We start from the raw sequence: 24,545 nt of genomic DNA, 5'->3' as shown, positions 1-24,545 counted from the left end.
AAGAATACAGTTTCCTGGAATCAATGTTCTGTTTTGATGGCTCGGTTCAGAAGCAGGAAGAACCAAATAAGTCCGATGCCCAGTATCGTGTGGAAGGTTCCCGCAATATGGTTGAAACCTATCATATCGGTCCCGTTTACTTGCATGATTCCCCTGATTGCCAGCGTTATGACCAACCCCCATAATCCGATGTGATAGCAAATGAACCAAGCAAGGAATTGTCTCTGGTTTGTAAGGGCAAAGAGCTTGTCCAAGGCCAGGACAATCAAAAAGAAGAGACAACCAAGAACAAGGGTATGGACATGCAAGAGACTTAGGGTTGTCACCCCAGTGAATCCCCCGAGTTTGGTATATTCACGATAAAACACACCCAAAGCGAGTCCGATGATTGCAGAGATAAAAGCACTATAATAGAGTTTCTTCATTTACTTTGATTCTCCTGTCATTCTTATTCAGGAAGTTTTGCAAATTCCTGTATTTGCTCTAGATCATGGTCCCAATTTGCTTTATCAGCGGTAAAAATATGACCTTGTGGTCTTATTAGGACATCGGTATCGAGACAACCAGCGGGTACTACCAATAGAGTTCCGTTCATTTGAAGATTCGGGAGAGCCGAACCGCACTCGGGACAAAAGCTTTTAATGTGCCCACTTGATTGGTAATCGAAGGTTTTTACCATAGTTTCTCCCGTGAGCCAATGCAACGAAGCTGTAGATGAAAATAGATTTGCCGCATGAGCTGAACCTGTGTCTTTGCGACATTGTTCACAATGGCAGAGGAAGAAGTTTTCAAAATCACCCAATACCTCGAAGGTTATTTTTTTGCATTGGCAAGATCCTTTGTGTGTTGTCATGGTTTCCTCCTTTTATCCCTGTATCATATTCCAAAAGATCTTGTCCAGTAAACTATGGAAGCTCAGAACTCATTGATGCCAAAGTTGCCATTACCGGCAATAAATAATATAAAAAATGTATTATAAAATTGAAATTTTGCCGATAAAGTAGTATGATACAAGAGTATTACAGGAGGGATGCCGAATGAAATATATATCAGTTTCCAAAGCTGCAAAATTATGGAATATATCTGAGCGAAGCGTTCGTAACTATTGCGCCCAGGATCGTATTCCAAATGCCTTGTTGACAGGAAAGACCTGGAATATACCAGAGACAGCAAAAAAGCCCGAGCGTAGCAACAAGCACACCGATGAGCCGAAGACTCTATTGGAAATACTAAAAGTCGAAAGAACAACCAGGGCGACCGGTGGTATCTATCATAAGGTACAGGTCGAGCTTACTTATAATTCCAATCATATTGAAGGCAGCCACCTGACTTACGACCAGACTCGATACATCTATGAAACCTATACTATCGGGGCAAACAACCAAGCAATGAATGTGGACGATATCGTAGAGACTGCCAACCATTTTTGCTGCATCGATATGATCATCAACCACGCTGGTGATAAACTGAATGAAAAGCTTATCAAGCAATTACACGCTACACTGAAGGGCGGAACCAGCGATTCTCGCAAAAACTGGTTTGCAGTCGGTGAATACAAGCACTTACCCAATGAAGTCGGTGGTAAGGAAACAATTTCTCCAGAGAAAGTGGCTGATGAAATTGGCAAGTTGCTTGAAATTTACAATCAGACGAAAGAAAAGACGTTGGAGGAAATTCTCGACTTCCATTACCGCTTTGAGTCCATCCATCCTTTTCAGGACGGTAATGGGCGTGTGGGCAGGTTGATTCTATTCAAGGAATGTTTGAGAAACAGTATTGTGCCGTTCATCATCGACGACGATATGAAGATGTTCTACTATCGTGGTTTGCAGGAATGGTTGACTGAAAGAGGCTATCTGTTGGACACTTGCCTCACTGCGCAGGATACATTCAAGAAATATCTCGACTATTTCAGGATTGCGTACTGAATCAATAAATAGGCTTTTGCGTTTGAGGTATGTGGAAATGGTTTGTCTCCTGACTTTTGCAGAAAAATAGCTTTAAAAAATCATCTAATCGCATATAAGAAAGTTTTCCCCAACAGTACAATTCGGTTAAATTTTACAATTCCATTCGGTTAAATTAGTACAAGTTTCAGTGCTTTGCGATAGGCTATACACATAGTTGTTTACGTTATCTATGTTCTATCGCTATTGTTCCATGGCGTATAAGTACTCCCTAAAGATAAGACGTTTACACATCGTATGCCCAAGAGTAAAAACCTTCTATTATTCTTGTGCTTCCTTCAAATATGAACTCGTCTTCAACTCAACAAGAGATATGGACCAATTGATTTTCCATAGTCATTCTATTTTTTATTATGTCCTAAATACTCTATATAAATAGTGAAATTGCACAATATACCAGTAATAAAGCCATTATTCTGTTTACCCAAGTATAATGGGTTGTCAAAAAGGTCTTGAAGAGGGACCCAAATAGGGCCCAGCAACTATTGGAAATAAGAGCCATGGTTGCCAGAAATAATGCCACCGAGAGTAATACCGGAAGAGCTGTCGTGTAGGGCAGGATGAACGTCGAGAACAAGGTAAGTCCATACAAGATGACTTTCGGATTAATGAATTGCATCAAGAATCCTGAACTGATATTGTTTGTAGCTTTTTTCCTATTGGTATCTTGTTCAGGTTTTTCTTGCCAGATCTTCCAGGCAAGATAGAGGATGTAGACAGATCCTATTGCAGTCATGAACGAATGGAAGGCAGGCAGGTAGCTGTACAGGGCTAGACTGAAGATACCGCAACTGGCCATGACCAAAAAGAATCCCAGAAAGATCCCTAGCTCGAAGGGCAACGTCTTTTTGAATCCATAGGTACCTGCATTATACATGGACATAAGGTTATTGGGCCCCGGAGTGAAGGTTGTAATAAGGACATAGGGAAGAAAGACGGTAAGGGTGAACATCTGAAAAATCCTTATTAAGGGGCGGATAGTTGTGCCTTGGAAAATATAGTATCTATATACATAAAAAAAATTGGGATAAAAGGCAAGAAGGAACTTTATATGAAGAAATAAATAGTTAGAAAACAAACCTATTTACATAAATAACAAAACTGGTTATTGTTCTGAAAGTTAGAAAACAAACTATATAGTGTCATTGAAAGACTGGCACATGATTGAAAATCAAGGAAGAAGAGAACGTGGCTAATAACAAGATAATTGACAAAACAGCGGAACTCGGTACGAAATCAATAGGTGCCCTTTTGGCACAATACTCAATACCGGCGGTCATCGCTATGGTTGTAAATGCAATCTATAACGTGGTGGACAGGGTTTTTATCGGAAAATTTGTTGGGGAAACGGCTTTGGCAGGACTGACCATAGCCTTTCCTATCATGATGATCATCTTTGCTTTTGCAAACCTGGTAGGAATCGGGGGTGCAGCCTTGGTTTCTATTCGGCTCGGAGAGAAAGAGGAAAGAAAGGCAAGCAATATCTTTGGCAATACCCTGAGCTTTGGATTTCTCGTTTCCCTTTGTATCCTGGCCTTGGTTTTCTTTAATCTCCATGGATTGTTGAGTTTGTTTGGGGCCACTACCGAAGTCATGGACAGTGCTTCCATCTATCTTACGATCATCATTGCCGGATTTATTTTCCAGATGTTTTCTTTCATTCTCAGCAGTATGGTCAGGACCGAGGGTCATCCTGTCTTTTCCATGGTTGCCATGTTGGTTTCTGCCATAACCAATATTGTGCTTGATTATCTGTTTATCGTTGTTTTCGGTTGGGGAGTGGCAGGAGCTGCCTATGCAACCATTGCCGGGCAATTCTCGGGGCTTTGTATTCTGCTCAGTTTCTACCTGAGGGGCAAGAGTCACCTTGCACTCCTTGCCTCGGATTTTATTATCAGATTGAAGATAGTGGGACAGATTTGCACCATCGGGTTTGCTACCTTTCTCTCTACCCTTGGAACAAGTGTATCTATGTTGTTTCTCAATAGGGGACTCTCTGCCTATGGGGGAGTTGCCGCTGTTACGGCGATGGGGGTTATCAACAGTCTCTATACCTTTTTCCTCATGCCGATCATCGGTATCACCCAAGGGTTGCAACCCATTATTGGATATAACCATGGTGCACGACAGAGAAAACGAGTTAGTAGGGCTTTGCGGCTTGGTATTACGATCGGCGTGGTTTCCTCCACGGTAGTGTTTGCCTTCCTGCAGCTTTTTCCTTCACTGTTTATCAGTATGTTCCTTACTGCAGGATCCCCTACGATTGGTGTAACTACCAATGGGCTTCGGATTTTTCTCTTGATGCTTCCCTTGTTAAGTATAAATTTAATTGGAGTATCTTATTTCCAGGCTATAGGAAAGGGAAGGACCTCAATGTTTTTGGGAATGTTGCGACAGTTTATATTCCTGTTGCCTTTGTTATTTGTGCTTCCGAACTTCTGGGGCTTGAATGGCGTTTGGGCTGCAACCCCGATAGCCGATGGTCTTGCCATCCTGGTAACCGTGATAGTATTGCTGTTGGCCCGTAAATCAAATGCTTCGGTGGAGGTTTGATTATGGGGATGGATGAACGGCTGGAAAGTATCATAAAATTGAAACTGAACCTTGAGCATATGTTCTTCAAGGAATTCATGATGCACTATGTACTTCCTGAAAGTATCAATCATACCCATATGATGACGTTGCTGATAATGCGGCTCAATCCCCAGGCTTCAATGGTTGATCTAAGTCGTCAGTTGAATCTTGAGAAAGGGTCTTTTACCCCGGTTGCCCATAAACTCTTGCAACTCGGGTATATCAGCAAGGAACAGGATCCCAAGGATCGAAGAGTCTTTAAGTTGAGTCTTACCGATAAGGGCTTGGAAGCAGCCAAGACCTTTGAGGAGGGCCATAGGGCATATATCAAAAAGCTGATCGAGACCATCGACCCCGAAGATATGGAACGATTTTTTGCCTCAGCCCAATTCATCAATGAAACAATGAAGTCCTTCAAGTTCTCTGAGTGATTTGGTAGTCCAATGGGTTTTTATCCTGATACCAAAGATGCAGATCTGGAGAAATATAATATTGCTACCTATAGGGGGACTCCTGAACTAGTATTACTTTCGGCCCAAGGAGCATGAGGATTTTCCAGTGATTTTTTATAATCACTGATGGTAATGCCAAATTGTTCCTTGAAACTGAAACTGAGGTATTGGTTGCTACTATAGCCAACTGCATCCGCTATTTCGTATATCCTCATATCGGTGGTTGATAGTAACTCTTTTGCCTTATTCAATCTAAGTTTTATCAAGAAACTATAAGCACTTATATTCGTTTCTTTTTTGAATACTACGGTAAGATAGCAGGGATTTATGGCAAATTCTTTTGCAATTGATTTCAAGTTCAAATTTTTTTCCTGATAATGCAAATAGTAATATTCCTTGACCATTTCAATCAATTTTGCATTTGAGTCGGTACGTGACTTTACAGCTGAAAAATAAGAATTAGTCAGTCCATTTCCATCAGCAAAAGGTGTACCGATATTGAAATCCACTTCCTGGATTCCTTTTTCAAGGAGTAGTTTTTTTATTGACTGCTTTACCTCAGTCATGGCAGTCTCATAAGAAATCTCACTTGTTATCGCTTTTGTATAATATAAGAACAAAAGTTCCAAATAGCTCTGTTGGACAAAAATTGAATGAGGGATTTTTTGTTCCAGAAAGTCACATAATTGCGTATGTCCATAGGTAGAGAGCTTGGTTTCCATTGCCATCTTAATAATGCCGATAGCACCAAAACCTTCAGTTAAATCTATTTTATAGCGTTCCAATTCTTCTCTTGTTGGTTTGGTTGCATCTTTTGCAAGCAACTCGGATAGATAGTTTCTTTTAGCCAACGTCAAGCCTATTTCCTTTATAAGTTTTTCTTGTTTGCGTACGTTCAGTTGCTTGCAGGCTGCAAGCAAGGTTTTGCTGAGATCTTCTTTGCTGATCGGTTTTGTCAAGTAATCGAAGGCATTCAGTTTCAGGGCTTGTTGGGCAAAGATGAAATCTTGATATCCTGAAATGAATATGAACAAGATATCTGAATATATTGCATGGATTTCCTTGGCCATTTCAATTCCGTTCAGTACAGGCATCATGACATCAGAGAGAATTAAATCAACGGTATTGCTTTGCAAGTATTCAAGAGCATCAATGCCATCACAGGCAACATAGGATAGTTCGATGCCTAATTGTTTCCAGTCAAGGCTTTTTCGTATGGCTCTTTGGGATATGGAGTCATCATCAACAAACATTAATCGTATCATTTGTAACCACCTTATTGAATGGTACACGGATAGTAATGGTTGTACCCTCGTCTAGCTTGCTTTGAATGGAAAGTCCATAAGGAACACCAAAAGCAATTTGCAATCTCTGATGCACATTTCTCAATCCATATGCCTTATTTTTATTTTCGCTGATTTCACTGCTTGTCATTTCCTTTGTTACCTCTTGCAACGTATTTTCATCCATTCCTTGGCCATTATCCGAGACGAAAAGGTAGAGACTCTCTTCTTGGTGTTTTGCAGTAATGGAGATGATCCCGCATCTGCGGGTAGGCCGTATTCCATGATTAATGGCATTTTCCACCAAGGGTTGAAGCGTGAGTTTAAGAATAGCGATATCCAGAAATTCCTGATCAAGAGAAATGTCAGTGGAAAATTGATGTTCAAAACGTAATTTCAAAATTGCCATATAGGATCGTACATGTTCCACCTCATCTCTTAGTGGTATGATTTTTTTACCATTGCTCACACCAATCCTATAAAAAGCAGCCAGGAAATCAATCATTTTTATGGCATTTCCGTATTCTCCGATTTCATTGAGTTGCCGTATTGAATAGAGAGTGTTGTACAGAAAATGTGGATTGATTTGGGCTTGCAGGACTAAGAATTCAGATCTTCTGAGGTTGTCTTTTTCCTTGGTAATCTGTTTTAGCAAGTCTCTGATATCCTCGGTAAGCTTCTGTGCATTGTCATTGATTCTTTCTATTTCCTTTGTTCCCGTAACATTGAAATATGTATCGAAGTGGCCCTGTCCTACCAAAGACATTTTATTGATGATGACATTGATGGGTTGTTCAAATTTTTTCGATAACAAATAAGTAAGGATTATATAAAAAATAAAGAGAAAGATAAGAATAAGTTTCAAGTAAGTTGCAAGCATTGCCGAAGGCAGCATCAATTCTTTTACGGGAACTATGGCAAGAAGACTCAGGTCCCCGGTTTTCAATCCTTTGCAAAGATATAGATAGCCGTTTTTTGTGAACTGGGAAAAAGTTGAAGATGCCAGTCCTTTTTTCAAATTTGAAATTTCTTCACTAGTTGGCATTGTTTCGGTAGTAAGCGTCGAATTGATGAGTGTTTCTCCATTTAACAAAGCAAGCTGGCTGTTTTTTGTCAAGGCTGCATTGTCGTCAAGGATATCTGTTATGAAAGAAGGTTTGATTGTTGCCGTAAAAATGCCTTTCCGGGTGGTATCTTTTGTACCAAGAAGAAATGAAAGCCGAAATGAATTGTTTTGCGGATAGACAGTAGTAAAGGGTCCTTCATCCTTTGGATTTTGCCAAAAAAGATACCCATATGGGTATGTCTCAAATAGAGGATCCAGTGATTCCTCCAAGGACTGAATTGAGTTGTCCCCTTTGTATAGCATAATGGAATTATTATCCAGATTCAGGAACACGGAATGAAAGACGTGAGTGTTCTGTTGGTATAGGGTCGTAATTTCATTGCTAAGCCTGATATAAACGGATTTATCTTGAACCTCATTGTTATTATATATATTCCAAAGAAAAAGATTGAATGTATTGCTATCGGTAAAAGCTGCCAGTTGGGCATATACCGAGGAAATATTGTGGTCCAGTTGGTTTGAGAGTGCAACGAGGGTCCCTTCGGTGTTATCAAGGATATTGTTTTCCAATTGGCTGGATGCTGCCTTGTAAATAATGCCGAAAAGAAGAATGGAGAATCCAAACATAACGGTTATGCTTGTTGCCAAAATAATTGTCCTGAGAGATCTTGCCCTTTTTTTATTCATTGATTATCACCGCTTCACAATACTAGCATGAAAAATTTTGATAAAAAAAAGAAATCTTTAGAAAACTAATTTTCTCATGAAATGTTCACAATTTTTCGTATATCTATCTGAATTTTCCTATGTTTAAATAAAATCCGATGAGGAGAGGATATGGACAGAAAAATTGAAAAACGTAGAGTTTATGACCCTTATTTCTTATTGCTTCCCAGCCTTGTTTTTATTCTGGTGTTTCTTGCATATCCTCTTTGCCGAGTGGTTTATCTAAGTTTTCAAAACTACAATCCGTCAAAACCTTATTACAACGGTTTTGCAGGTTTGGAAAATTTTAAAAAACTATTTACCAGTGCTAAATTCTTTCAAACACTTTCCATCTCGGGGAAATGGGTGGTAAGTGAAGTCTTTCTTCAATTGCTATTCGGAATGGGGATTGCCTTGGCTTTGAATTGTAATTTCAGGGGCCGAGGAATGATTCGTACGATTACCTTTATTCCCTGGGCTTTATCTGGAGTCCTTACCAGTGTCCTTTGGTCCTTGATCTATAACGAGAATATGGGGGTGCTCAATGATTTGATGATGAAGATGCATATCATTGATAATCCTGTAGCTTGGCTGGGGAAAGGTTCCCTGGTTTTTGGGTCGGTAATCATTGCGGAACTCTGGAGGGGCATTCCCTTTTTTGCAATTACCATGCTGGCTGCAATGCAAAGTATTGGCAATGATTTATATGAAGCTGCCGAGATTGACGGTTGTGGACGGATCAAGAAATTCTTTTTCATTACGCTTCCCCTCCTGACAGAACAGATTATCCTTACGACCTTGCTCCGGGCCGTGTGGGAGTTTAATAGTGTGGATCTTATTTATTGTCTCACAGGAGGGGGCCCTGCAGGAAAGACCACTACGCTGAGTATGTATATTGCTGAGCAGGCCATACGAACCAGCAACTATGGGTATGGTTCCGCGATTTCAGTGGTTAGTTTTCTTATCCTTACTCTATTTGCTTTGGGATATTTGAAAATCACGAAGTTCCTGGAGGGCAACCAATGAAAAAGAGAAATATAAGTGGGAATGCCCTTTTGCTCAGTACGCTTGTACCAAGTATCATTTTTGTACTTTTTCCTATTTATTGGGCAATTAATACTGCTTTCAAAACTGAAGGGAGTATAGTTACCTCGCCGGTTACCTATTTTCCGCATCCGGCAACTATACAGAATTTTCTGCTTGCCTGGCACGATGTAGGATTTTCAACGTATTTTTTCAATAGCATGCTCATTTCGGTAACGGCTGTTCTCGTTGTTGAAATTCTGGCAATAATGGCGGGGTATGCTCTAAGCCGATATAAATTCAAGGGAAAGAACATCTTCATGATAGTGTTGCTGGCAACGCAATTTATTCCTGCCGCCGTGTTGTTGATTCCCTTGTTCAATATTTTCAATACCATGGGTTTGATAGGTACCAGGACAAGTATCATTCTTGCAAATATTACATTTCAATTGCCCTTCAATTCTGTATTGATGCGTGGTTTTATCTCAAATATTCCGTTTGAATTGGAAGAATCTGCAAGAGTTGATGGTTGTACAAAGATAAAAGGGTTTTTATATGTCATCTTGCCAATTCTTCGTCCAGGAATCGTTACTATTGGCGCCTTTGCCTTCATCGGTTGCTGGAATGAATTTCTTTTTAGTCTGATGTTCCTTAATGATCCAAAGAAATTTACGATTCCCATTGGGCTTCAATATATGCAGGGGCAATTCAACATCAATTATGGGGCTCTTGCTGCTGGGGCCTTGATAGCTATTTCTGTTCCGGCTGTTTTGTTCTCTTATCTGCAAAAGTATCTTGTACAAGGATTAACTTCAGGAGCAATAAAAGGTTAGGTTATAACCCCTTTGCAAGGGGAAAAGGAGTATTTCATGAGAAAGCGTACGTTGTATTTAGCAATTGGCTTATTGGTTGCAATGATGTTGTGTTCGACAACGGCAGTCTTTGCAAATGGTTCGGAGGAAAAAGTCACAAATACTGATGAGGGAACAGTGACGTTAACCTTTTGGGATGAGAATGCAGGTCCGAATCGCACTCCGTATTATCAGCAAATGATAGCGAAGTTTGAGGCAGAGAATCCGACAATCAAAGTTAATTATGTAGGACTTCCCTGGAGTGATGCAAAAAGCAAGTATGATGTTGCCATCCAATCCAAAACGACTCCTGATGTAGGAGGTGTCGCGCAAACCTGGATCTCTGATTTTGTAATAAACGATGCATTGTTGCCGCTCGATGATTATTTTAATAACTGGGCAAACAAAGATGATATGATCAAAGGCTATTTGGATGGCAATCGTTCCTGTGCTCCTGATGGGAAACTGTATGTCCTCAATAACACTGCAAATATCCCTGTACTGTGGTATCGCAAGGACCTGTTCGAAAAGGCAGGAATTCCTGCTCCCAAGACTTGGGATGAAGTTTTTGCCGATATCGAGAAAACGAGTGATCCTGCCAATAGAAAATTTGGATTTTCTATCCGAGGAGGGAGTGGTGGTGTCCAGTTGCTTGAGCAGATGATGTATTCATATTCCGGAATAAACGGGGAATTTGATGAGAACGGTAAATGTACCATCAATGCTCCAGCCAATGTGGAGTGTGTTGAGCGGCTAGCCTCTATCTATAATAAATATACCCCGGAATCAGATATTACAAATGGATACAAAGAAATGGTGGCAGCCTTCGATACCGGTGTTGCAACAATGATCTATCATAACCTTGGTTCCTATGGCGAGCATATGAAAACGTTGGGGGCCGGAAAATTTGCGGCAATTACTGATTTGGAAGGGAAAAGTGGAAAGCATATCATTGCTGCCAACGGTTGTATCGGTTACGGAATCTTCAAGACAACTAAACATCCCAAAGAAGCGTTCAAGTTAGTTGCCTTCTTCAATGATGCCGAACAAAATCTTTTCTGGAATGAAAATATTGGACAGTTGCCTACCAATAAAATTGCTCTTGATTCTGATTTCATCCATAATACGCAACACATACAAAGTGCTGCAACGGCAACAAGCAATCCAAATGTCGAAATGTTTACAGTACCGATTTATCTTCCCGGATATTCGGATTTAGTCGGGAATGAATTGGTTCCTATGTTCCAGGATGTCTTGCTTGGAAATAAGAGTGCAAAAGAATTCCTGAACTATTGGAATGATGCGGTTACCAAGCTAAAGACTGAGTATGATACCTATTTCAATAAATAGGTAATGAAATTTCTCTCTTGCATTTTGATGTCCTACTGGCAATGGATAGCTATCCATTGCCAGATTGCTTGTACATAAGGCTGCAACCTACCTTATGGATGAAAACATGAAAAATAGGAAGGGATCCTAAGAGGTTGTGTATCAGATTATTTTAATTGGATTGCATGGAGGTACCTATGATTGGGCAAGAATATAAATCGGAAATGAGCCGGTATGCTGATGAACTGAGCGGACATGAAATTGTCAAACTTACAAATGATTATCAAAATTATCATCTATATTTCACTGAGAATTCGTTTACCCTGGGCGATGAGGAAATAGTTTTTCTTTCATCACGACCTAGCCAGGAGCGTAATTGTTTCAACTATTTCAAGATGGATTTGAAAACAGGAAAGATGGTGCAACTCACGGATGAAAAAGATGGGGTTGATAACGATGGGCATACCAAAACCCCCGATAGCAAGTTACTGTTATATATCTGCAATAAAAGAACCACGTTGAAAATGGTGGATACGGAAACAGGGAAAAATACGATACTCTATCAGGAAGAAGACCCGCATTATACACTTGAACAGCCCTCTTTCAGTAGTGATCATCGCTATGTCGGATTTGTCAGAAATGAAAATACAGGATTCTTCAGTGGGGATAACTATGTTGGTTTCAAGGAAAAAATGTATGCCTCCAAAATTGGGCAGATAGTTTTGGTTCCCATGGATCAACCAGGTAAAAGTATCATTGTCTGGACGGATACCCATCAGTTGGGACATTTGCAATTTTCTCCTATTGTGCCTACCTTACTTTCCTTTTGCCATGAAGGTCCTTGGAATTATGTGCAGCAACGAATTTGGCTGCTTGATATAGTGTCAAGAGTTCCTGTTCCGTGTTTCCGGCAGGAGGAAGACGATAGTGTAGGACATGAATTCTGGACAAGGAATAATCTTGTTTTCTTTGACAACAGGAGGGCGGGACATGATGGGACGATTACGGTTTCCAGGACCCAGGCTGTCACGAATGAAGCCTCGGCAAACGTCAAGAAGGATCAGATCCCTTATGTAGGATTTGCCAACGCGAAGGGTGAAGTGGTGAGAACCTTGGCTCTTCCTTTCTATTGCAATCATTATCATGCAAATACCGATAACACTTTGTTGGTAGGTGACGATGTTGATAACCTGGATTTGATTGATATACGCACGGATACAGCTGAAATCAAAACTTTATGCCATCATGGTACGTCCTGGAATGGTCAAATCACCCACTGCCATCCGACTTGGAGTTGGAATTCAAAAAAGATTCTGTACGAATCTGATGCAGGAAAAAAGTGCAATCTGTATCTTATTGAGGTGTAAGTCCCTTGTTGTTCTTTTTTGATGATTCTGCTAGGTGAGAAGCTTCCTGAGGAAGATATATAGGGGAATGGAACCTATGTTTGTTTACTTGGTAAAGGGATGTCAGGTAGTATTTCAAATATTGCCTGACTGTACTTCCTTTTCAAGCATTTCATCAAGAAATTGACTTTCTATAAATAAGGATTTCTTCATGTGGTTCGATGGATATCAGGTTATAAGGCTTCACTCTTTTCAGAGTGAATTGCTTATAGACCCCAATCGCGGAATGACCGTGGTAAGCTATAAGGTCGATGGGCAGGAACTGGTTCATTATGATCATCAAAGGATGGTCTCGCATAAGACCTATGGCATTCCTGTGTTATATCCGACTCCCAACAGGATAAGGGATAAACAGTTCGTTTTTGAGGGGAAGCGGTATGCTGGGGTAATGCATGGCTGTGCCAGATTATTGTCTTTCCATATTATCCAGGAAGATGAGGTTTCCTTAACGGGTGAATTGTTGTTTCATGCCCATACAGAAGCCTTTGCGCTATTTCCCTTTCTCAGCCGTTTGTCACTGCATATTGAGTTGCAAAAAGACGGCATAGTCTGGGAATATGCCGTGCAGAATGAAGGAACCTGTACTATGCCGTTTGGTATTGCCTTGCATCCCTTTCTTAAGAAGCAACCAGGGGAATCCTTTTTGTCCACATCCGCTTATCTTGCCTTTGAGACAGATGCGGATTATCTGCCAACCGGTAAACAGTTGAAAACCGATTATTCCGGATTTGTCTCATGCGAGAATCTTGCTCTTGATACCGTCTTGGAGGACCCAGACAAACCGGTGACCAGTTCTTTTCGTACGGGAACCTGTGAACTCACAATCAGGGGGTCAGACGAGTTCCGTTATGTAGTGCTCTACACTCCTTTGAGGCAACCTTTTGTATGCATGGAGCCCCAAAGTTGTGCAACAGATAGTATCAATCTTTATAATCAAGGGCTTTGCAAACTTTCGGGACTGCAAATTGTGTCTCCAGGAGAAATGGCAACCGGTCGCATAGCTTTGACCGTTAGGCAAAGATAAAGAAGACGGAACCTGATTTTAAGAAGGAAGGTAATGAGAAGTACGACTAATTGGGGAATAATTGGACCTGGCAAGATAGCCCATGCCTTTGCAAAAGGCCTTTCTGTCATTGATGATGCGCAATTGAAGGCGGTTGCTTCGACAAATTTGGAGCGTGCACAATCCTTTGCAAAAGAATTTAATGTATCCCAGGCCTATGGTAATTATGATGAAATGCTTTCCTGTGAGGATATTGATGTCGTTTATATCTCGACCATCAACACCCTTCATGAGGATTGTATCATGAAAGCTTTTTCATATGGGAAGCCTGTACTCTGTGAAAAACCGCTGGGTACTGATCCTGGAATGGATGAGTTCCTTTTTGCCGAGGCGAAAAAGGCAAATCTCTTTTTGATGGAAGCCTATTGGACGACTTTTTTACCTAGCTATTGCAAAGCAAAGAATTGGTTGGAAGCAGGGTATATCGGAACTCTCAGACAAATTGACACTTCCTTCAATTATATGGCCGATCCTGCCAATGAACGACTTTTCAAAAAAGAACTTGGTGGAGGGTGTTACTATGATGTTGGCATTTATACAATAGGTATGGTTTGTGATTTCTTTGGAATGGAACCCAGAAAGATGGTGACCAATACCTATTTTTCATCCGATGGAATCGATGTTTCTTCAAGTGCAATATTGGATTTTGGATTTGCTCAGTCTGCGGTAATGCGTATTGGTTTCTATTGTGAACATGCTAGCGATACTGTGCTTTGGGGAACCGAGGGACATATCATACTGCCTTCATTCTGGAACGGAACTGAAGCTAGGCTGTACAGAGGCAATAGGCTTGTAGAAACCTTTACTTGTCTCCATAAGGGTTCTGGCTATGAGTATGAGGCTTTGGAAGTTATGCATTGTCTTGCCGCGGGAAATAAAACCTCCTCGATCATGCCACCTGAGCGTACGCTAAGGATAGCAAGATTAGTCGAGCAGGGGCGAACGCAATGTTAATCAAAACGATGGTATAAAGATGAGAATATGCAAGGAAACTCCAAAGGAAAAGTACTTGGTCCTTCCTTATAATCTGATGGCTTGGTTTTTCGGTACTTCTCGATTTATGAAAGTTTTTGTTTGCGAATGAACAATTTTGCTCTATTTTATACAGGAAGGGTTTGATGCCCAAGGAGAGATCCATATGGAATTGGAGCAGGAAATACTGACCGAAAGCAATGGCTTGAAGGATAAAGTGGTACTGTTGGACCATAAAACGGCAGCACTCTGGGCAACGGCCTGTGCAGAACATGTATTGCCTTTGTATGAAGCTCTTTATCCAGGGGACGATAGGCCCCGAGTTGCCTTGGAAGCAGGAAAGGCCTGGGCCAAGGGTTCCCTTTCAACCTTTGAGGCAAGGAAAGCAGCCCTCTCTTCCCTTGATGCTTCAAGGAAAGCTTTCAAAGATGGAAACTCCTTGGCTTCCGAGGTTGCCCATGCTTGCAGTCATGCCTGTACAACAACCCAGAATAAGGAATATGCCCTCCATACTTCAATTTCGGCATGCAAGGCAGCTGGTGATCAGGCGAGCGAACAAGCTTGGCAAACCCAATGTCTTGAGGAGCTACTGAATCCGGTTTCTTGACACAAAATTGTCAAAAACCTGAAAAAGAGTTCATATAATCTTCAAGTAACTGAATGCATTGAAGTGGAAGAGTGAAGTTCCTTTTTAGTTTCTTGCCTTTGTCCTATCCCCTTGTTATATCGGAGGATGAAGGAGTATTCATAATGAAGCGAAAATCTACTATTTTTCTTATCAGCCTTCTTTTTTGCCTGAGCGGGTCCTTGCTTTTTGCCTCGACCAATGCCGGAAAACTCTACACCACGGCAAAAGGATTGGATTTGAATGTCGTTTCGATTGATTCAATCGTCCAGTCCTATGACAAACTCAATGAAAGGATCGCAAAAGAGGCTAAGCAAGCCCAGCAAGATATGAACAAAGCCGCCGCCAAAGGCCAAGCCGACACCTATTATGCTGCCTATCAACGTCTGGCAACCTTGGGCTCCTATGGACTTGATCAAGAGGGTACCAAGACCTTGCTTGCCCGTATCGTTGCAGAAGATGAACCGGCCAGAAAGACCCATGCTACTTGGCTCTATAAAAATAGCCGGTATTACAAACCGACCCTTGCCCTTGATTTTTCTGCAAGTGGCGATACCTACAACTACAGTTTCCAGCAACAAGTTTCCGTAGCTCCCGGAAGTGATGTCACGCTTCCCGATAGTTCCCAGCTTGCAGTAGATAGTGCAAAGCTTGGAATCTTGACCGGTTGGGGACTTACCAAGGATGCTGTTACCTACAAGGGTGGCCAAACCATCCAAATGCCGTATACAGACCAGAGCTTGTATGCTATCTGGACCAGCGGGGTGAAATTCTTCGATCCGGTTACAAAGACGGATATCCTCAAGTCAGACGTCAAGGAGGGTTCTGCTGTAGATGTTCCTACCCTCAAGGCTCCTGATGATTCCTATCTGTTTGCCGGTTGGTATGACCCTACCACGGGAACCCTGCTCAAGGATGAGAAATCGTATACGCTCAAGGGAAAGGGGGCCTCTTTCCAGGCTCTTTGGAGAGAACTCTCCATCGAGGCTGTACAGCCTCTCTATTACGCGGGGGACAAGCTTTTGACGCAGACCCAGATACATGTTGGGTTCAGTCTCAAGAATAGTGGCTCCATTTCTCTTCAGGGATTGCAGGCGACATTGAAGACCGACAGTTCCTATGTCACCATAAACGATGATTCCCTTTTTATTCGTTCTCTTCCTGTCGGTTCCTATGTAACCAACAATGGTAGGTATGCGACCAACAAGGTCTCGACGATCCAAGGCGAGGATAATACGTTCAGTTTCGTAATTTCCCAAGATGCCCCAAGCGGTACGGTAATTCCCTTTACCGTTACCTTCTCCGATAACAAGGGAAATACCTGGAGCAGCAATATTTCCTTTACGGTGAAGTAAGACAAAGAGTTTAGCAAAAGATATCAAGACCAAGGCCACTGCAGAAATGCAGTGGCCTTTTGCAAGATAGGGGTGAAGGTTCAAAATGAAAGCTTCACGTAACAAGCTGTTTGTCAGTATTGCTCGGCGATATAGCATCCTTGCATGGTTGCATCTGTGCTCATACCCATTGGAAGTACTTCAAAAGGTTGGGTAATGAGAAGTTCCGTAAAGGGCGATTCATGCAGGACCGAACAACTCTTGATGTCTTCTTTTTCAAGTAAGCCAAGTAAAGCAATGGCACTATCCTTGTTTTTAGCCATCGTTTCGACTGCCTTATTATCCTTGATGAAGGCATAGGCATCCTTTACCGCAAGCAAGGAATAGCCGTCGAGCAAAAATTGCCAAGCGAAGTTATCTCGTAGCAGATTTCCTCCTGGCCTGGTTGCTTCCAGGTAGATGGAATTGAGCTCTTCCTTTGTGGGATTTACCAGTGTACCTGGTTCGTATTTTTTCAGCCCTTGCAGGTTGAAGCAAAGCATTTCAGAAGTGGTCAGATAACCATTGGTTTCATAAAAAGGACGGATAGCCGGAAAGAGAGTAATAGGGCACTTCAGTTGTTGCTTGGTATAGGTAAGCAAAGCTGACATGATTCCCTGTTTGCGAAATTCTATATAGGTTGCAGCCCCTACAATGTAGGCGCAGCGCTGTATCCTGTTGTTTTGCTGGTAGAACGAAGGAAGGGCATGCAGGGCACTGATAATCTTGCCTTGTTCCCTGGCAACAAAAATATTCTCGGGGAAAAACCGCAGGGAGAAGAATTTTTCCAGAAATTCCGGTTCTTCCGAGAATACGATGGACCAGAGTTCCTTCAATTGAGAAAAATCGGAAGCCTCGGCTCTTGTTATTGTCATGGTTTCCTCACCCTGTATTTTTCTTCCATCATGACAGGTTGGTACGATAGTTTTGCCTTTCGCAATCCTTCCACCCCGACATCTTCCTGACGGTTTATGTATTGTACGTCAGAGAGGTACATCGAGCAGAATAACTGGTTAACGACTGAATAGATTCCTGAGTAGGAAACGTCTCCTTTCTCGAAGTGTACGATGGCCAGTTTCTCGTCTATGACTTCCCCGATGGTAAAGGCGGTGAGATGGTGGTCGACGCAAATAAGAATACCTACCAAACCCAAGAGATCCCAATTGTCGAAGGCTGTCTGAATTGCATGCAATTCGTCCTTGATTTCCTTGTTCATCTCTTTCCCGTTGAGCCAGGTGGTCGAGACCATCTTCATGCATTCAGGAAATAACTCTTTGGTAAGAGGCTGGACCACATAGGTATATTTTCGTTCAAACTGGGAGACATGGTTGCGCTTGCTCTGCAAGTGTTTTCCGGGTAACTTGATGAGTTTCTGGCTTTCATAGATATAGTCGTCCAGATTTCTTACATGCTCGATTTCATAGCCTTTTTGCTGCAGTTCAAGAGCCTCTTTTGAAGGAACGCATTCAAGTTGGAATCGAGTTCCGCTCTCCTTGCAATAGGTCTCGAGTTCGTCCATAGCCTTCAAAAGGTCCTCGGCTATGGGAAGCAGGAAACAATCATCTTCTTGTATATGGATATACAAGGCAGTATCGTTCTTGCAAATAGTGATGCCAATGGAATCTTTCCAGAGCATGCAATAGGAAAAGTAATATTCATAGGCAAGAAACTTGCTTTTCTTCTCAAATAACGGTTTGTCCTCTGCGGACGGAGTGTGAAATTCTAACATGGTACCTCTATCATAGGATATATTCGCAAACAGTCATACGTTTTTTTTCGCTGAGAGTCAATCTTTGTCTTTGGTCTGTACACCTAATAACATAGAAAGGATTTTGTTGAACGGCAACCAAACCGGTAGGATATCTTTGCACATTTGTATGATCTGAAAAAATAAGGAGAAGATAGGTTCTTCTTCCCTTACATATATTTTGTCCTTTCTTTTGGAGGTAAAAGTGGAATATTGAGCCGATAAATAGAAAAACAATCGTTTACAACGGATAAATGAGGATTGATGATTCAGTATCAGAAAGGGTTGAGGAGGTCGGTGATACAAAATGAAGCATTATTCCCCACGCTTCGAGCGTCAGTTCAAACAGCTGAAGAAAAGCAAGTATCTCTACATCATTTTATTTTTGCCCATTGTGTATTACGTAGTTTTCCATTATGCCCCGATGTACGGCGTATTGGTTGCCTTCAAGGATTACAATATCGTCAAAGGTATCCTGCAAAGCCCTTGGGCCGGCTTGAAATGGTTCCGTAAGTTTGTTTCGGAACCCTATTTCTGGCAAGTCGTGAGAAATACGTTTCTCATGAGTTTCTATAATATCCTCTGGGGTTTCCCTGTTCCGATCTTGCTGGCGATACTGCTCAATGAGCTGAGGCATGGGAGATTCAAGAAGTTGGTGCAATCGGTGACCTATCTTCCGCATTTCATTTCCACGGTGGTGGTTTGCGGTATGCTGGTAAATATTCTGTCCACTGATGGACTGGTAAACCAGATTATACAAAATCTTGGGCATCGCAGTGTTCAGTTCTTGATGTATCCCCAGTATTTCAGAACCATCTATGTTGCCTCCGGAATCTGGCAAACCGCTGGTTGGACCTCGATCATCTATTTGGCTGCCCTGACAGGTATCGACCAGGAAGTTCTCGATGCAGCCACCATAGATGGAGCTAACAGAGTCCAGCGAATCTGGCATGTGACGGTTCCTGCCATAACCCCGGTCATTTCCACCATGCTGATCATGAACCTTGGCAAGATGATGAACCTGGGGTATGAGAAAGTGCTTTTGCTCTACAATGGATCAACCTATGAAACGGCCGATATAATATCAACCTATGTCTATCGCCGTGGTATTTTGGGAAATAGTTTCAGCTATGCCACCGCCGTCGGTTTGTTTCAGTCTGTCATCGGTGTCGTTCTGCTTTTGATTGCAAATAAGGTCTCCAAGATGTTGAGCGAGACCAGTCTATGGTAAGGGGTGGCAGAATGAAAGCAGCTCGATTCTCAATTCGATTGCATACCAGTTATTTTGATATCTTCAATGGTATTTTCCTGGTATCTGTCAGTTTCCTTACCTTGTATCCAGTATGGTATATTCTGGTCGTATCCGTAAGCAGTGCCCAATATATCAATCAGGGAGCAGTGGATTTCATTCCGAGGGGATTCAATGTCGATGCTTACAAGATAGTTTTCCAGAACGAAAAAATCTGGCGATCGTATATGAATACCATCACGTATACCACGGTGGGGACTCTTATCAATGTACTGATGACCACCTTATGTGCCTATCCGTTGGCCAGGAAGGATTTGTTTGGGAGAAAGGCCTGGACCTTTTTCTTCACCCTGACCATGTTTGTCTCGGGTGGCATGATTCCCTTGTATCTGGTGATCATGCAACTGCACCTGATAAATACCATGTGGGCAATAGTGCTTCCTCCTGCCATCAGTACCTATAATATGATTGTGATGCGCACTTCCTTTGAAGGAATTCCCATCTCGCTTACGGAGTCTGCCTATCTAGATGGAGCCAATGACATACAGATCCTGTCAAAGATAATCATTCCACTCTCAAAACCTATCTTGGCTACCATGACCCTGTTCTATGCGGTTGCCCATTGGAATAGCTTCTTTCCTGCCATGCTCTATTTGAATGAGCAGTCCAAGTATCCTGTACAGGTTTTGATGCGCGATATTGTCATTGCAGGGGATATGACCAGCGATTCCGGGGATATCGCTTCCAATGTCAACATCCTTGCAACCAACTATAAATATGCAGTGATCGTCATTTCCATCATCCCTATTCTTCTCGTATATCCTTTATTGCAACGACATTTCACGAAAGGAGTTATGGTCGGAGCAGTGAAAGGCTGACATATGCAAAACAAATGGAGGTTTGTAGAATGAAACGAAAATCAATTTCTTGTATGGTACTGATGATTCTGTTGTTGATCGGCTCGGTACCTGCCTTGTTGTTCGCAACAGGAAATCAGGAAAAGACGACCAATGCAAAGGGCGATGCTTTTGATAGTACCGGAAAGCTGGTAAGCTCTCCTGCTACTATCCGCATCCTCATGACCGACTCTGCCCCGCAGCCCTTGAAAAACTATGCGCCGGCTCAGCAGGCCATCTTTGAGAAAACCGGGGTCAAGCTTGATTACGAGATTGTTCCGTTCAGCAGTTATGATGACAAGAAGAATATCCTGCTGGCTACCAACAACTGGCCCGATCTTGCCTATATCAAGGTCGAGGATGTTGCCACCTATGCACCTACGGGAATCTTTCAACCCTTGATGCAATACGTGAACGAAAAGGACATGCCTAATTTCTATAAATTCTGGCAAGAATACCCTGAGATGAAGAAATATCTTCTGGACGGGGAATTGTATGTATTTCCTGTCATTCAGCGAGAAGAGAGCGCCAACGGGTATGGACCGGTCATCAGGACCGATTTACTCAAGGCGAACAACCTCCCCATTCCCCAGAGTTTCGATGAACTCTTGCAGGAACTTGCCCAGCTGAAGAAAATCTATCCGAACTCCATTCCCTGGACGGGAAGAAAGGGTACCACCCAATTGCTCAAGACCACCAGTTACATGTTGGGTTCCGGATATGAGCAGGTTGGTATCTACTATGATTTTGATAAAGGAAAGTATGTGTTCGGACCTGCAAGCCAGGAATTCAAGGCAGTGCTTGCTACCTTGAATAAAGCCTACTCGATGGGCGTGCTTGATCCTGACTTTGCCACGACCACCAGTGAACAACTGGAGTCGAAGATGTCCAGTGGCCGTTCTTTCTTCTTCTTGGATAACAGTGGTTTCGGGGTCAACTATACCAAGGCCTTGAGAAAACTACCCGGCAATGAGGACGCCGTTCTCCAGATTATTCCCATACCGAAGAATAGTTTTGGTGAGAGTCGGGCCATCAGTTACCCCAAGGAATTGCCTGGTAGGTTCTATGCGGTGAATGCAGGTAGCAAGAACATCGAGACTGTGGTGAAGCTTGTCGACTGGTTGTATGGAAAAGAGGGTTCCGATATCTCCAACTATGGCAAGGAAGGTTATAGTTTCGAATACAATGCAGCAGGGGAACCTGAATTCAAGATGGATTACGTCGAGAAATTCAGGGACGCCACGCCTTCTTCCTATTATGCAATCTATTCTGACCTCGGTATCACCAAGCTCAATTTCAGTATGTATGCATGTAATACCAAGACTTGGTTTGAGATTGAGAAAATGCTTGGTAACTGGGATAGCATATCGGATGAGTACTGGAAGATTGTCGCCAACGACAAGGCCTACCATTCACCGGTCATCAATCCCTCCCTTACCATCGAGGAGAGTGAGCGTACAGCTGATATCCTGATGGAACTCAATACCATGCTGGCCCAGGAGTACAATAAGTACATCATGGGGCTGGAGCCGGTACAGAATTGGGATAAAGTCATCAAACGTTGTGAATCCATGGGTGTGCGCGAACTCGAACAGATATACAATGATGCCAATGCCAGGGCAATGCAGAGGTAAGTGATCAAGGTGCTGTTTCCCTTCTGTCCAGACGGGGAACAGCATGTACCGAACCAAGGGGATGGGCCAGAATGTTTGAACAGCTGGGGAAACTACATACAAAAAGTTTTTTTCGAAAACTCCTGCGGGATTTTTTCGTGGTTTTTGCCTTTGCCTGTCTCTTTGTCCTTGGTACCAATATGTATTCGTACTTTGATTCTCGCGACCGCTTTCTTTCCCAGAACCAGACGCAACTCGATACCATTGCCTCGACCTTTTCGCTGCAGCTCCAAATAGCTTTTGGTCATGGAGTATCGCTTTTCCAGGAATCTGACTCGATCATGTACTTCAAACCCGAGGCTCTTCGCGATGAAACCGCACGCAGTGAATTTTGGCGTGTCCAGGAATTGTTGCGTAAGGCGGAAAGTTCCCTGTCTCCCTTGGTAGTCAATGAATTTGTCTATTTCCTGCAGGACCAGATGGTACTAGGCGGAGCCGGGAACTACGACAAGGATTTTTTCTTTTCCACCATCTGCAATTATAAGGACTATGATCTTTCCTTCTGGTCCTCCAATTTTTCCAAGCCAGGGCGATTCGTTCTCCCCGAAACGATATTGGCAACCAAGTCAGGAACAGTGCAGGTGCTTCCCCTGGTTACGGTCATAAAACAATATGGGAATATAGCCGTACATGTCTGCAATGTCTCGGTAGCGTATCTTGAGCAGATCATCTCCTCCAGCAATGGTTTCCTTGACGAATATTATATCTGTGACGGGGACGGGAACTTGATATTGCAAAATGGTGATGGTGATTTTGCAACCCTTCTGAACGATTTTACGAAGCACAAGACGAAAAGCCAAGGTTCCTATATTTTCAGGTCCCAGGAAACTTCTTCTGGGTGGACGATTTATAGCTTGCTTTCCAAAAAGAATTATTTTTCGACGTTCGGCCCTGCCTTATGGGGAATTAGCTTTTTAGTTTTTCTCATGCTCCTGGGAGGTATTCCCCTGATCTTCTACTTCTCCAAGATAATTTATGGGCCGATTCGGGATGTGGGGAAAATTCTTCCCAGAACCGAAGAAAACACAGGGGACGAGCTTTTCTCGATCAAGGAAGGGGTGAAGCAATTGTTGGACAACGAAAGCATTCACCAGCAAAATGAATACAACCTGCAACTTGATTCTCTCCGGCATTCCCTGCTTTTGTTGCTCAATGGTATCAGGATCAAGGGAATCGAGCATCTTGGTTTCTTGTTGCAAACCCAATGCGGGTTTTCCCAATCCCAGTTTGTTTGCGCTACGGTGATGCTGGTAGACAAGGAGGGAAATCCTTCTCTGGATAGGGAACGGCAACCGGTGGAAAAACGTCTGCAACAAGCCCTGGGTAATGAAGGGGGCTGTCTTGTTGTTCCCCTGGAAACGGATTTCTTGGAGTGTGTCTTCTCTGTCGATGCCAGTGAACAGGGCTTTGACCAGATAGTGGAACGACTGAAAAAGATACAGTCAATTTTGCTTGAAGATACACAGGGACCTTCCATATTCATTGGTGTAGGGGATCCCATCGATACCTTGGAGCGCTTGGATTGTTCGCATAAGCAGGCAGCCTCGGCGCTTCCCTTGCTTGTTGGGCAGGCTCCCTTTGCCCTTCGTTGCTACAAGGAATTGCCGGCAAAGAGAAAGGTATCCTTTTCTTTTTATGACCAAAAGGGGATTGTCAGTTCCATTGAAACAGGAAGACAGGAACTTTTGGAACGATATCTGCTCGAGCTGATCGATAAAAACGTAAAGAAAGAGATTGGTAGCGATCTGATGGCTGAATTGTACCGACAGATTCTCTTTTCCGGCCGCCGGGTCCTGGAAGACCGGGGAGAAACCACCAATTCAGTTTCGCAATACAAGCAAGTGTATGACAAGCTCAAAAAAAATCTGGACGATTCTGATCTGCAACTTCTTGTTCCTGAGCTTGTATCGTGTCTGGTTGCGATACAGGTCTTGTGTTTTCCTCCCCAGCAGGCGTTGGGGAGCGGTAAAATAGAAATCCTGAAGCAATATATTTGCCAGCACTATGCCGAGCCCTTGAGCCTGGTTTCCATTGCCGATGCCCTGAATCTTACCCCAAAGTATATTTCCCGGTTGTTCAAGGAAGAGACTCAGGAAAACTTATCTGATTATCTGGCCCGGCTCCGTATGGAGAAGGCCAAGGAGTATCTCTCTGACTATACATTGAAGATTGGGGAAATTGCCAGTTTGGTCGGTATCGATAGCCGGGCAACTTTCCTGCGGCTTTTTCATAAATATGAAGGTGTTTCTCCCAAGGAATACCGGCAATTGACAGTAAAATAACCTGGAGGT

The 24,545-nt window shown here is 42.7% G+C and carries 22 protein-coding genes; 15 read left to right on the top strand and 7 right to left on the bottom strand.

Translation table 11 applies throughout. From position 1 onward, the window contains the following. Positions 1–20: 20 nt before the first annotated feature. Complete coding sequence (locus ACHZBG_RS07950; RefSeq protein ID WP_320128916.1) at positions 21–425, bottom strand: DUF2871 domain-containing protein; 405 nt, start codon at positions 423–425, stop codon at positions 21–23. 23 nt (positions 426–448) lie between these two features. Continuing rightward, entirely contained in the window at positions 449–853 is a 405-nt protein-coding gene (locus tag ACHZBG_RS07945) for a GFA family protein (protein WP_320128915.1), read from the bottom strand. A gap of 184 nt (positions 854–1,037) precedes the next feature. Here ACHZBG_RS07945 and ACHZBG_RS07940 point away from each other — a divergent pair, with 184 nt between their 5' ends. Beyond that, a complete protein-coding gene (locus ACHZBG_RS07940) occupies positions 1,038–1,928 on the top strand; it encodes a Fic family protein (RefSeq protein WP_320128914.1) in 891 nt (296 codons plus the stop codon). 406 nt (positions 1,929–2,334) lie between these two features. Here ACHZBG_RS07940 and ACHZBG_RS07935 read toward each other — a convergent pair whose 3' ends face one another. After that, positions 2,335–2,919, bottom strand: a complete 585-nt coding sequence (locus ACHZBG_RS07935; protein WP_320128913.1) for a LysE family transporter — start codon at positions 2,917–2,919, stop codon at positions 2,335–2,337. A gap of 236 nt (positions 2,920–3,155) precedes the next feature. On the opposite strand from ACHZBG_RS07935, the gene ACHZBG_RS07930 reads away from it, so the two are divergent. Beyond that, entirely contained in the window at positions 3,156–4,520 is a 1,365-nt protein-coding gene (locus tag ACHZBG_RS07930) for an MATE family efflux transporter (RefSeq protein WP_320128912.1), read from the top strand. Positions 4,521–4,522: 2 nt separating this feature from the next. After that, positions 4,523–4,972 carry a MarR family transcriptional regulator gene (locus ACHZBG_RS07925; RefSeq protein ID WP_320128911.1) on the top strand — a complete coding sequence of 150 codons (450 nt, stop codon included), beginning with the start codon at positions 4,523–4,525 and terminating at the stop codon, positions 4,970–4,972. A 68-nt stretch (positions 4,973–5,040) separates the two neighbouring features. On the opposite strand, the gene ACHZBG_RS07920 is transcribed toward ACHZBG_RS07925, so the two are convergent. Together ACHZBG_RS07920 and ACHZBG_RS07915 are read right to left on the bottom strand one after the other, a co-directional pair. Further along, positions 5,041–6,258: a response regulator gene (locus ACHZBG_RS07920; protein ID WP_320128910.1), complete on the bottom strand. Its 1,218-nt coding sequence runs from the start codon at positions 6,256–6,258 to the stop codon at positions 5,041–5,043. Next, positions 6,236–8,029 carry a sensor histidine kinase gene (locus ACHZBG_RS07915; RefSeq protein WP_320128909.1) on the bottom strand — a complete coding sequence of 598 codons (1,794 nt, stop codon included), beginning with the start codon at positions 8,027–8,029 and terminating at the stop codon, positions 6,236–6,238. Before ACHZBG_RS07915 ends, ACHZBG_RS07920 begins: the two co-directional genes overlap by 23 nt. A gap of 150 nt (positions 8,030–8,179) precedes the next feature. Here ACHZBG_RS07915 and ACHZBG_RS07910 point away from each other — a divergent pair, with 150 nt between their 5' ends. The 8 genes from ACHZBG_RS07910 to ACHZBG_RS07875 all read left to right on the top strand — a co-directional run bounded on the left by ACHZBG_RS07910 (position 8,180) and on the right by ACHZBG_RS07875 (position 16,671). Beyond that, the gene (locus tag ACHZBG_RS07910; RefSeq protein WP_320128908.1) at positions 8,180–9,073 is read left to right on the top strand and encodes a sugar ABC transporter permease; all 894 of its coding nucleotides are present in this window, start codon (positions 8,180–8,182) and stop codon (positions 9,071–9,073) included. Next, the gene (locus ACHZBG_RS07905) at positions 9,070–9,903 is read left to right on the top strand and encodes a carbohydrate ABC transporter permease (RefSeq protein WP_320128907.1); all 834 of its coding nucleotides are present in this window, start codon (positions 9,070–9,072) and stop codon (positions 9,901–9,903) included. Before ACHZBG_RS07910 ends, ACHZBG_RS07905 begins: the two co-directional genes overlap by 4 nt. A 36-nt stretch (positions 9,904–9,939) precedes the next feature. Next, positions 9,940–11,271: a sugar ABC transporter substrate-binding protein gene (locus tag ACHZBG_RS07900; protein ID WP_320128906.1), complete on the top strand. Its 1,332-nt coding sequence runs from the start codon at positions 9,940–9,942 to the stop codon at positions 11,269–11,271. Positions 11,272–11,447: 176 nt separating this feature from the next. Beyond that, positions 11,448–12,617, top strand: coding sequence for an oligogalacturonate lyase family protein (locus ACHZBG_RS07895; RefSeq protein WP_320128905.1), 1,170 nt, complete (start codon positions 11,448–11,450; stop codon positions 12,615–12,617). A gap of 190 nt (positions 12,618–12,807) precedes the next feature. Further along, a complete protein-coding gene (locus ACHZBG_RS07890) occupies positions 12,808–13,680 on the top strand; it encodes a hypothetical protein (protein WP_320128904.1) in 873 nt (290 codons plus the stop codon). Between the two features lie 33 nt (positions 13,681–13,713). Continuing rightward, entirely contained in the window at positions 13,714–14,673 is a 960-nt protein-coding gene (locus ACHZBG_RS07885; RefSeq protein ID WP_320128903.1) for a Gfo/Idh/MocA family oxidoreductase, read from the top strand. A 184-nt stretch (positions 14,674–14,857) separates the two neighbouring features. After that, entirely contained in the window at positions 14,858–15,298 is a 441-nt protein-coding gene (locus ACHZBG_RS07880) for a putative immunity protein (protein ID WP_320128902.1), read from the top strand. Positions 15,299–15,441: 143 nt separating this feature from the next. Then, positions 15,442–16,671, top strand: a complete 1,230-nt coding sequence (locus ACHZBG_RS07875) for a hypothetical protein (protein ID WP_320128901.1) — start codon at positions 15,442–15,444, stop codon at positions 16,669–16,671. A 113-nt stretch (positions 16,672–16,784) separates the two neighbouring features. Here the strand turns inward: ACHZBG_RS07875 and ACHZBG_RS07870 are convergent, their stop codons facing one another. Together ACHZBG_RS07870 and ACHZBG_RS07865 are read right to left on the bottom strand one after the other, a co-directional pair. Further along, positions 16,785–17,564 carry a GNAT family N-acetyltransferase gene (locus ACHZBG_RS07870; RefSeq protein WP_320128900.1) on the bottom strand — a complete coding sequence of 260 codons (780 nt, stop codon included), beginning with the start codon at positions 17,562–17,564 and terminating at the stop codon, positions 16,785–16,787. After that, the gene (locus ACHZBG_RS07865) at positions 17,561–18,418 is read right to left on the bottom strand and encodes a phosphatidylglycerol lysyltransferase domain-containing protein (protein WP_320128899.1); all 858 of its coding nucleotides are present in this window, start codon (positions 18,416–18,418) and stop codon (positions 17,561–17,563) included. Before ACHZBG_RS07865 ends, ACHZBG_RS07870 begins: the two co-directional genes overlap by 4 nt. Before the next feature lie 325 nt (positions 18,419–18,743). Here ACHZBG_RS07865 and ACHZBG_RS07860 point away from each other — a divergent pair, with 325 nt between their 5' ends. The 4 genes from ACHZBG_RS07860 (at position 18,744) to ACHZBG_RS07845 (ending at position 24,536) form a co-directional block, all read left to right on the top strand. Beyond that, positions 18,744–19,667, top strand: coding sequence for an ABC transporter permease subunit (locus ACHZBG_RS07860; RefSeq protein ID WP_320128898.1), 924 nt, complete (start codon positions 18,744–18,746; stop codon positions 19,665–19,667). Positions 19,668–19,678: 11 nt separating this feature from the next. Further along, the gene (locus ACHZBG_RS07855) at positions 19,679–20,563 is read left to right on the top strand and encodes a carbohydrate ABC transporter permease (RefSeq protein WP_320128897.1); all 885 of its coding nucleotides are present in this window, start codon (positions 19,679–19,681) and stop codon (positions 20,561–20,563) included. Between the two features lie 29 nt (positions 20,564–20,592). After that, the gene (locus ACHZBG_RS07850) at positions 20,593–22,215 is read left to right on the top strand and encodes an extracellular solute-binding protein (RefSeq protein ID WP_320128896.1); all 1,623 of its coding nucleotides are present in this window, start codon (positions 20,593–20,595) and stop codon (positions 22,213–22,215) included. 71 nt (positions 22,216–22,286) lie between these two features. Further along, positions 22,287–24,536, top strand: a complete 2,250-nt coding sequence (locus ACHZBG_RS07845; protein WP_320128895.1) for a helix-turn-helix domain-containing protein — start codon at positions 22,287–22,289, stop codon at positions 24,534–24,536. Positions 24,537–24,545 lie beyond the last annotated feature (9 nt).

Origin of the sequence: uncultured Sphaerochaeta sp., from assembly GCF_963676625.2 — a bacterium.
Taxonomy (GTDB): Bacteria; Spirochaetota; Spirochaetia; order Sphaerochaetales; family Sphaerochaetaceae; genus Sphaerochaeta.
Note: the sequence above shows the minus strand (reverse complement) of the source record. Positions and strands in the feature narration are given on the sequence as shown.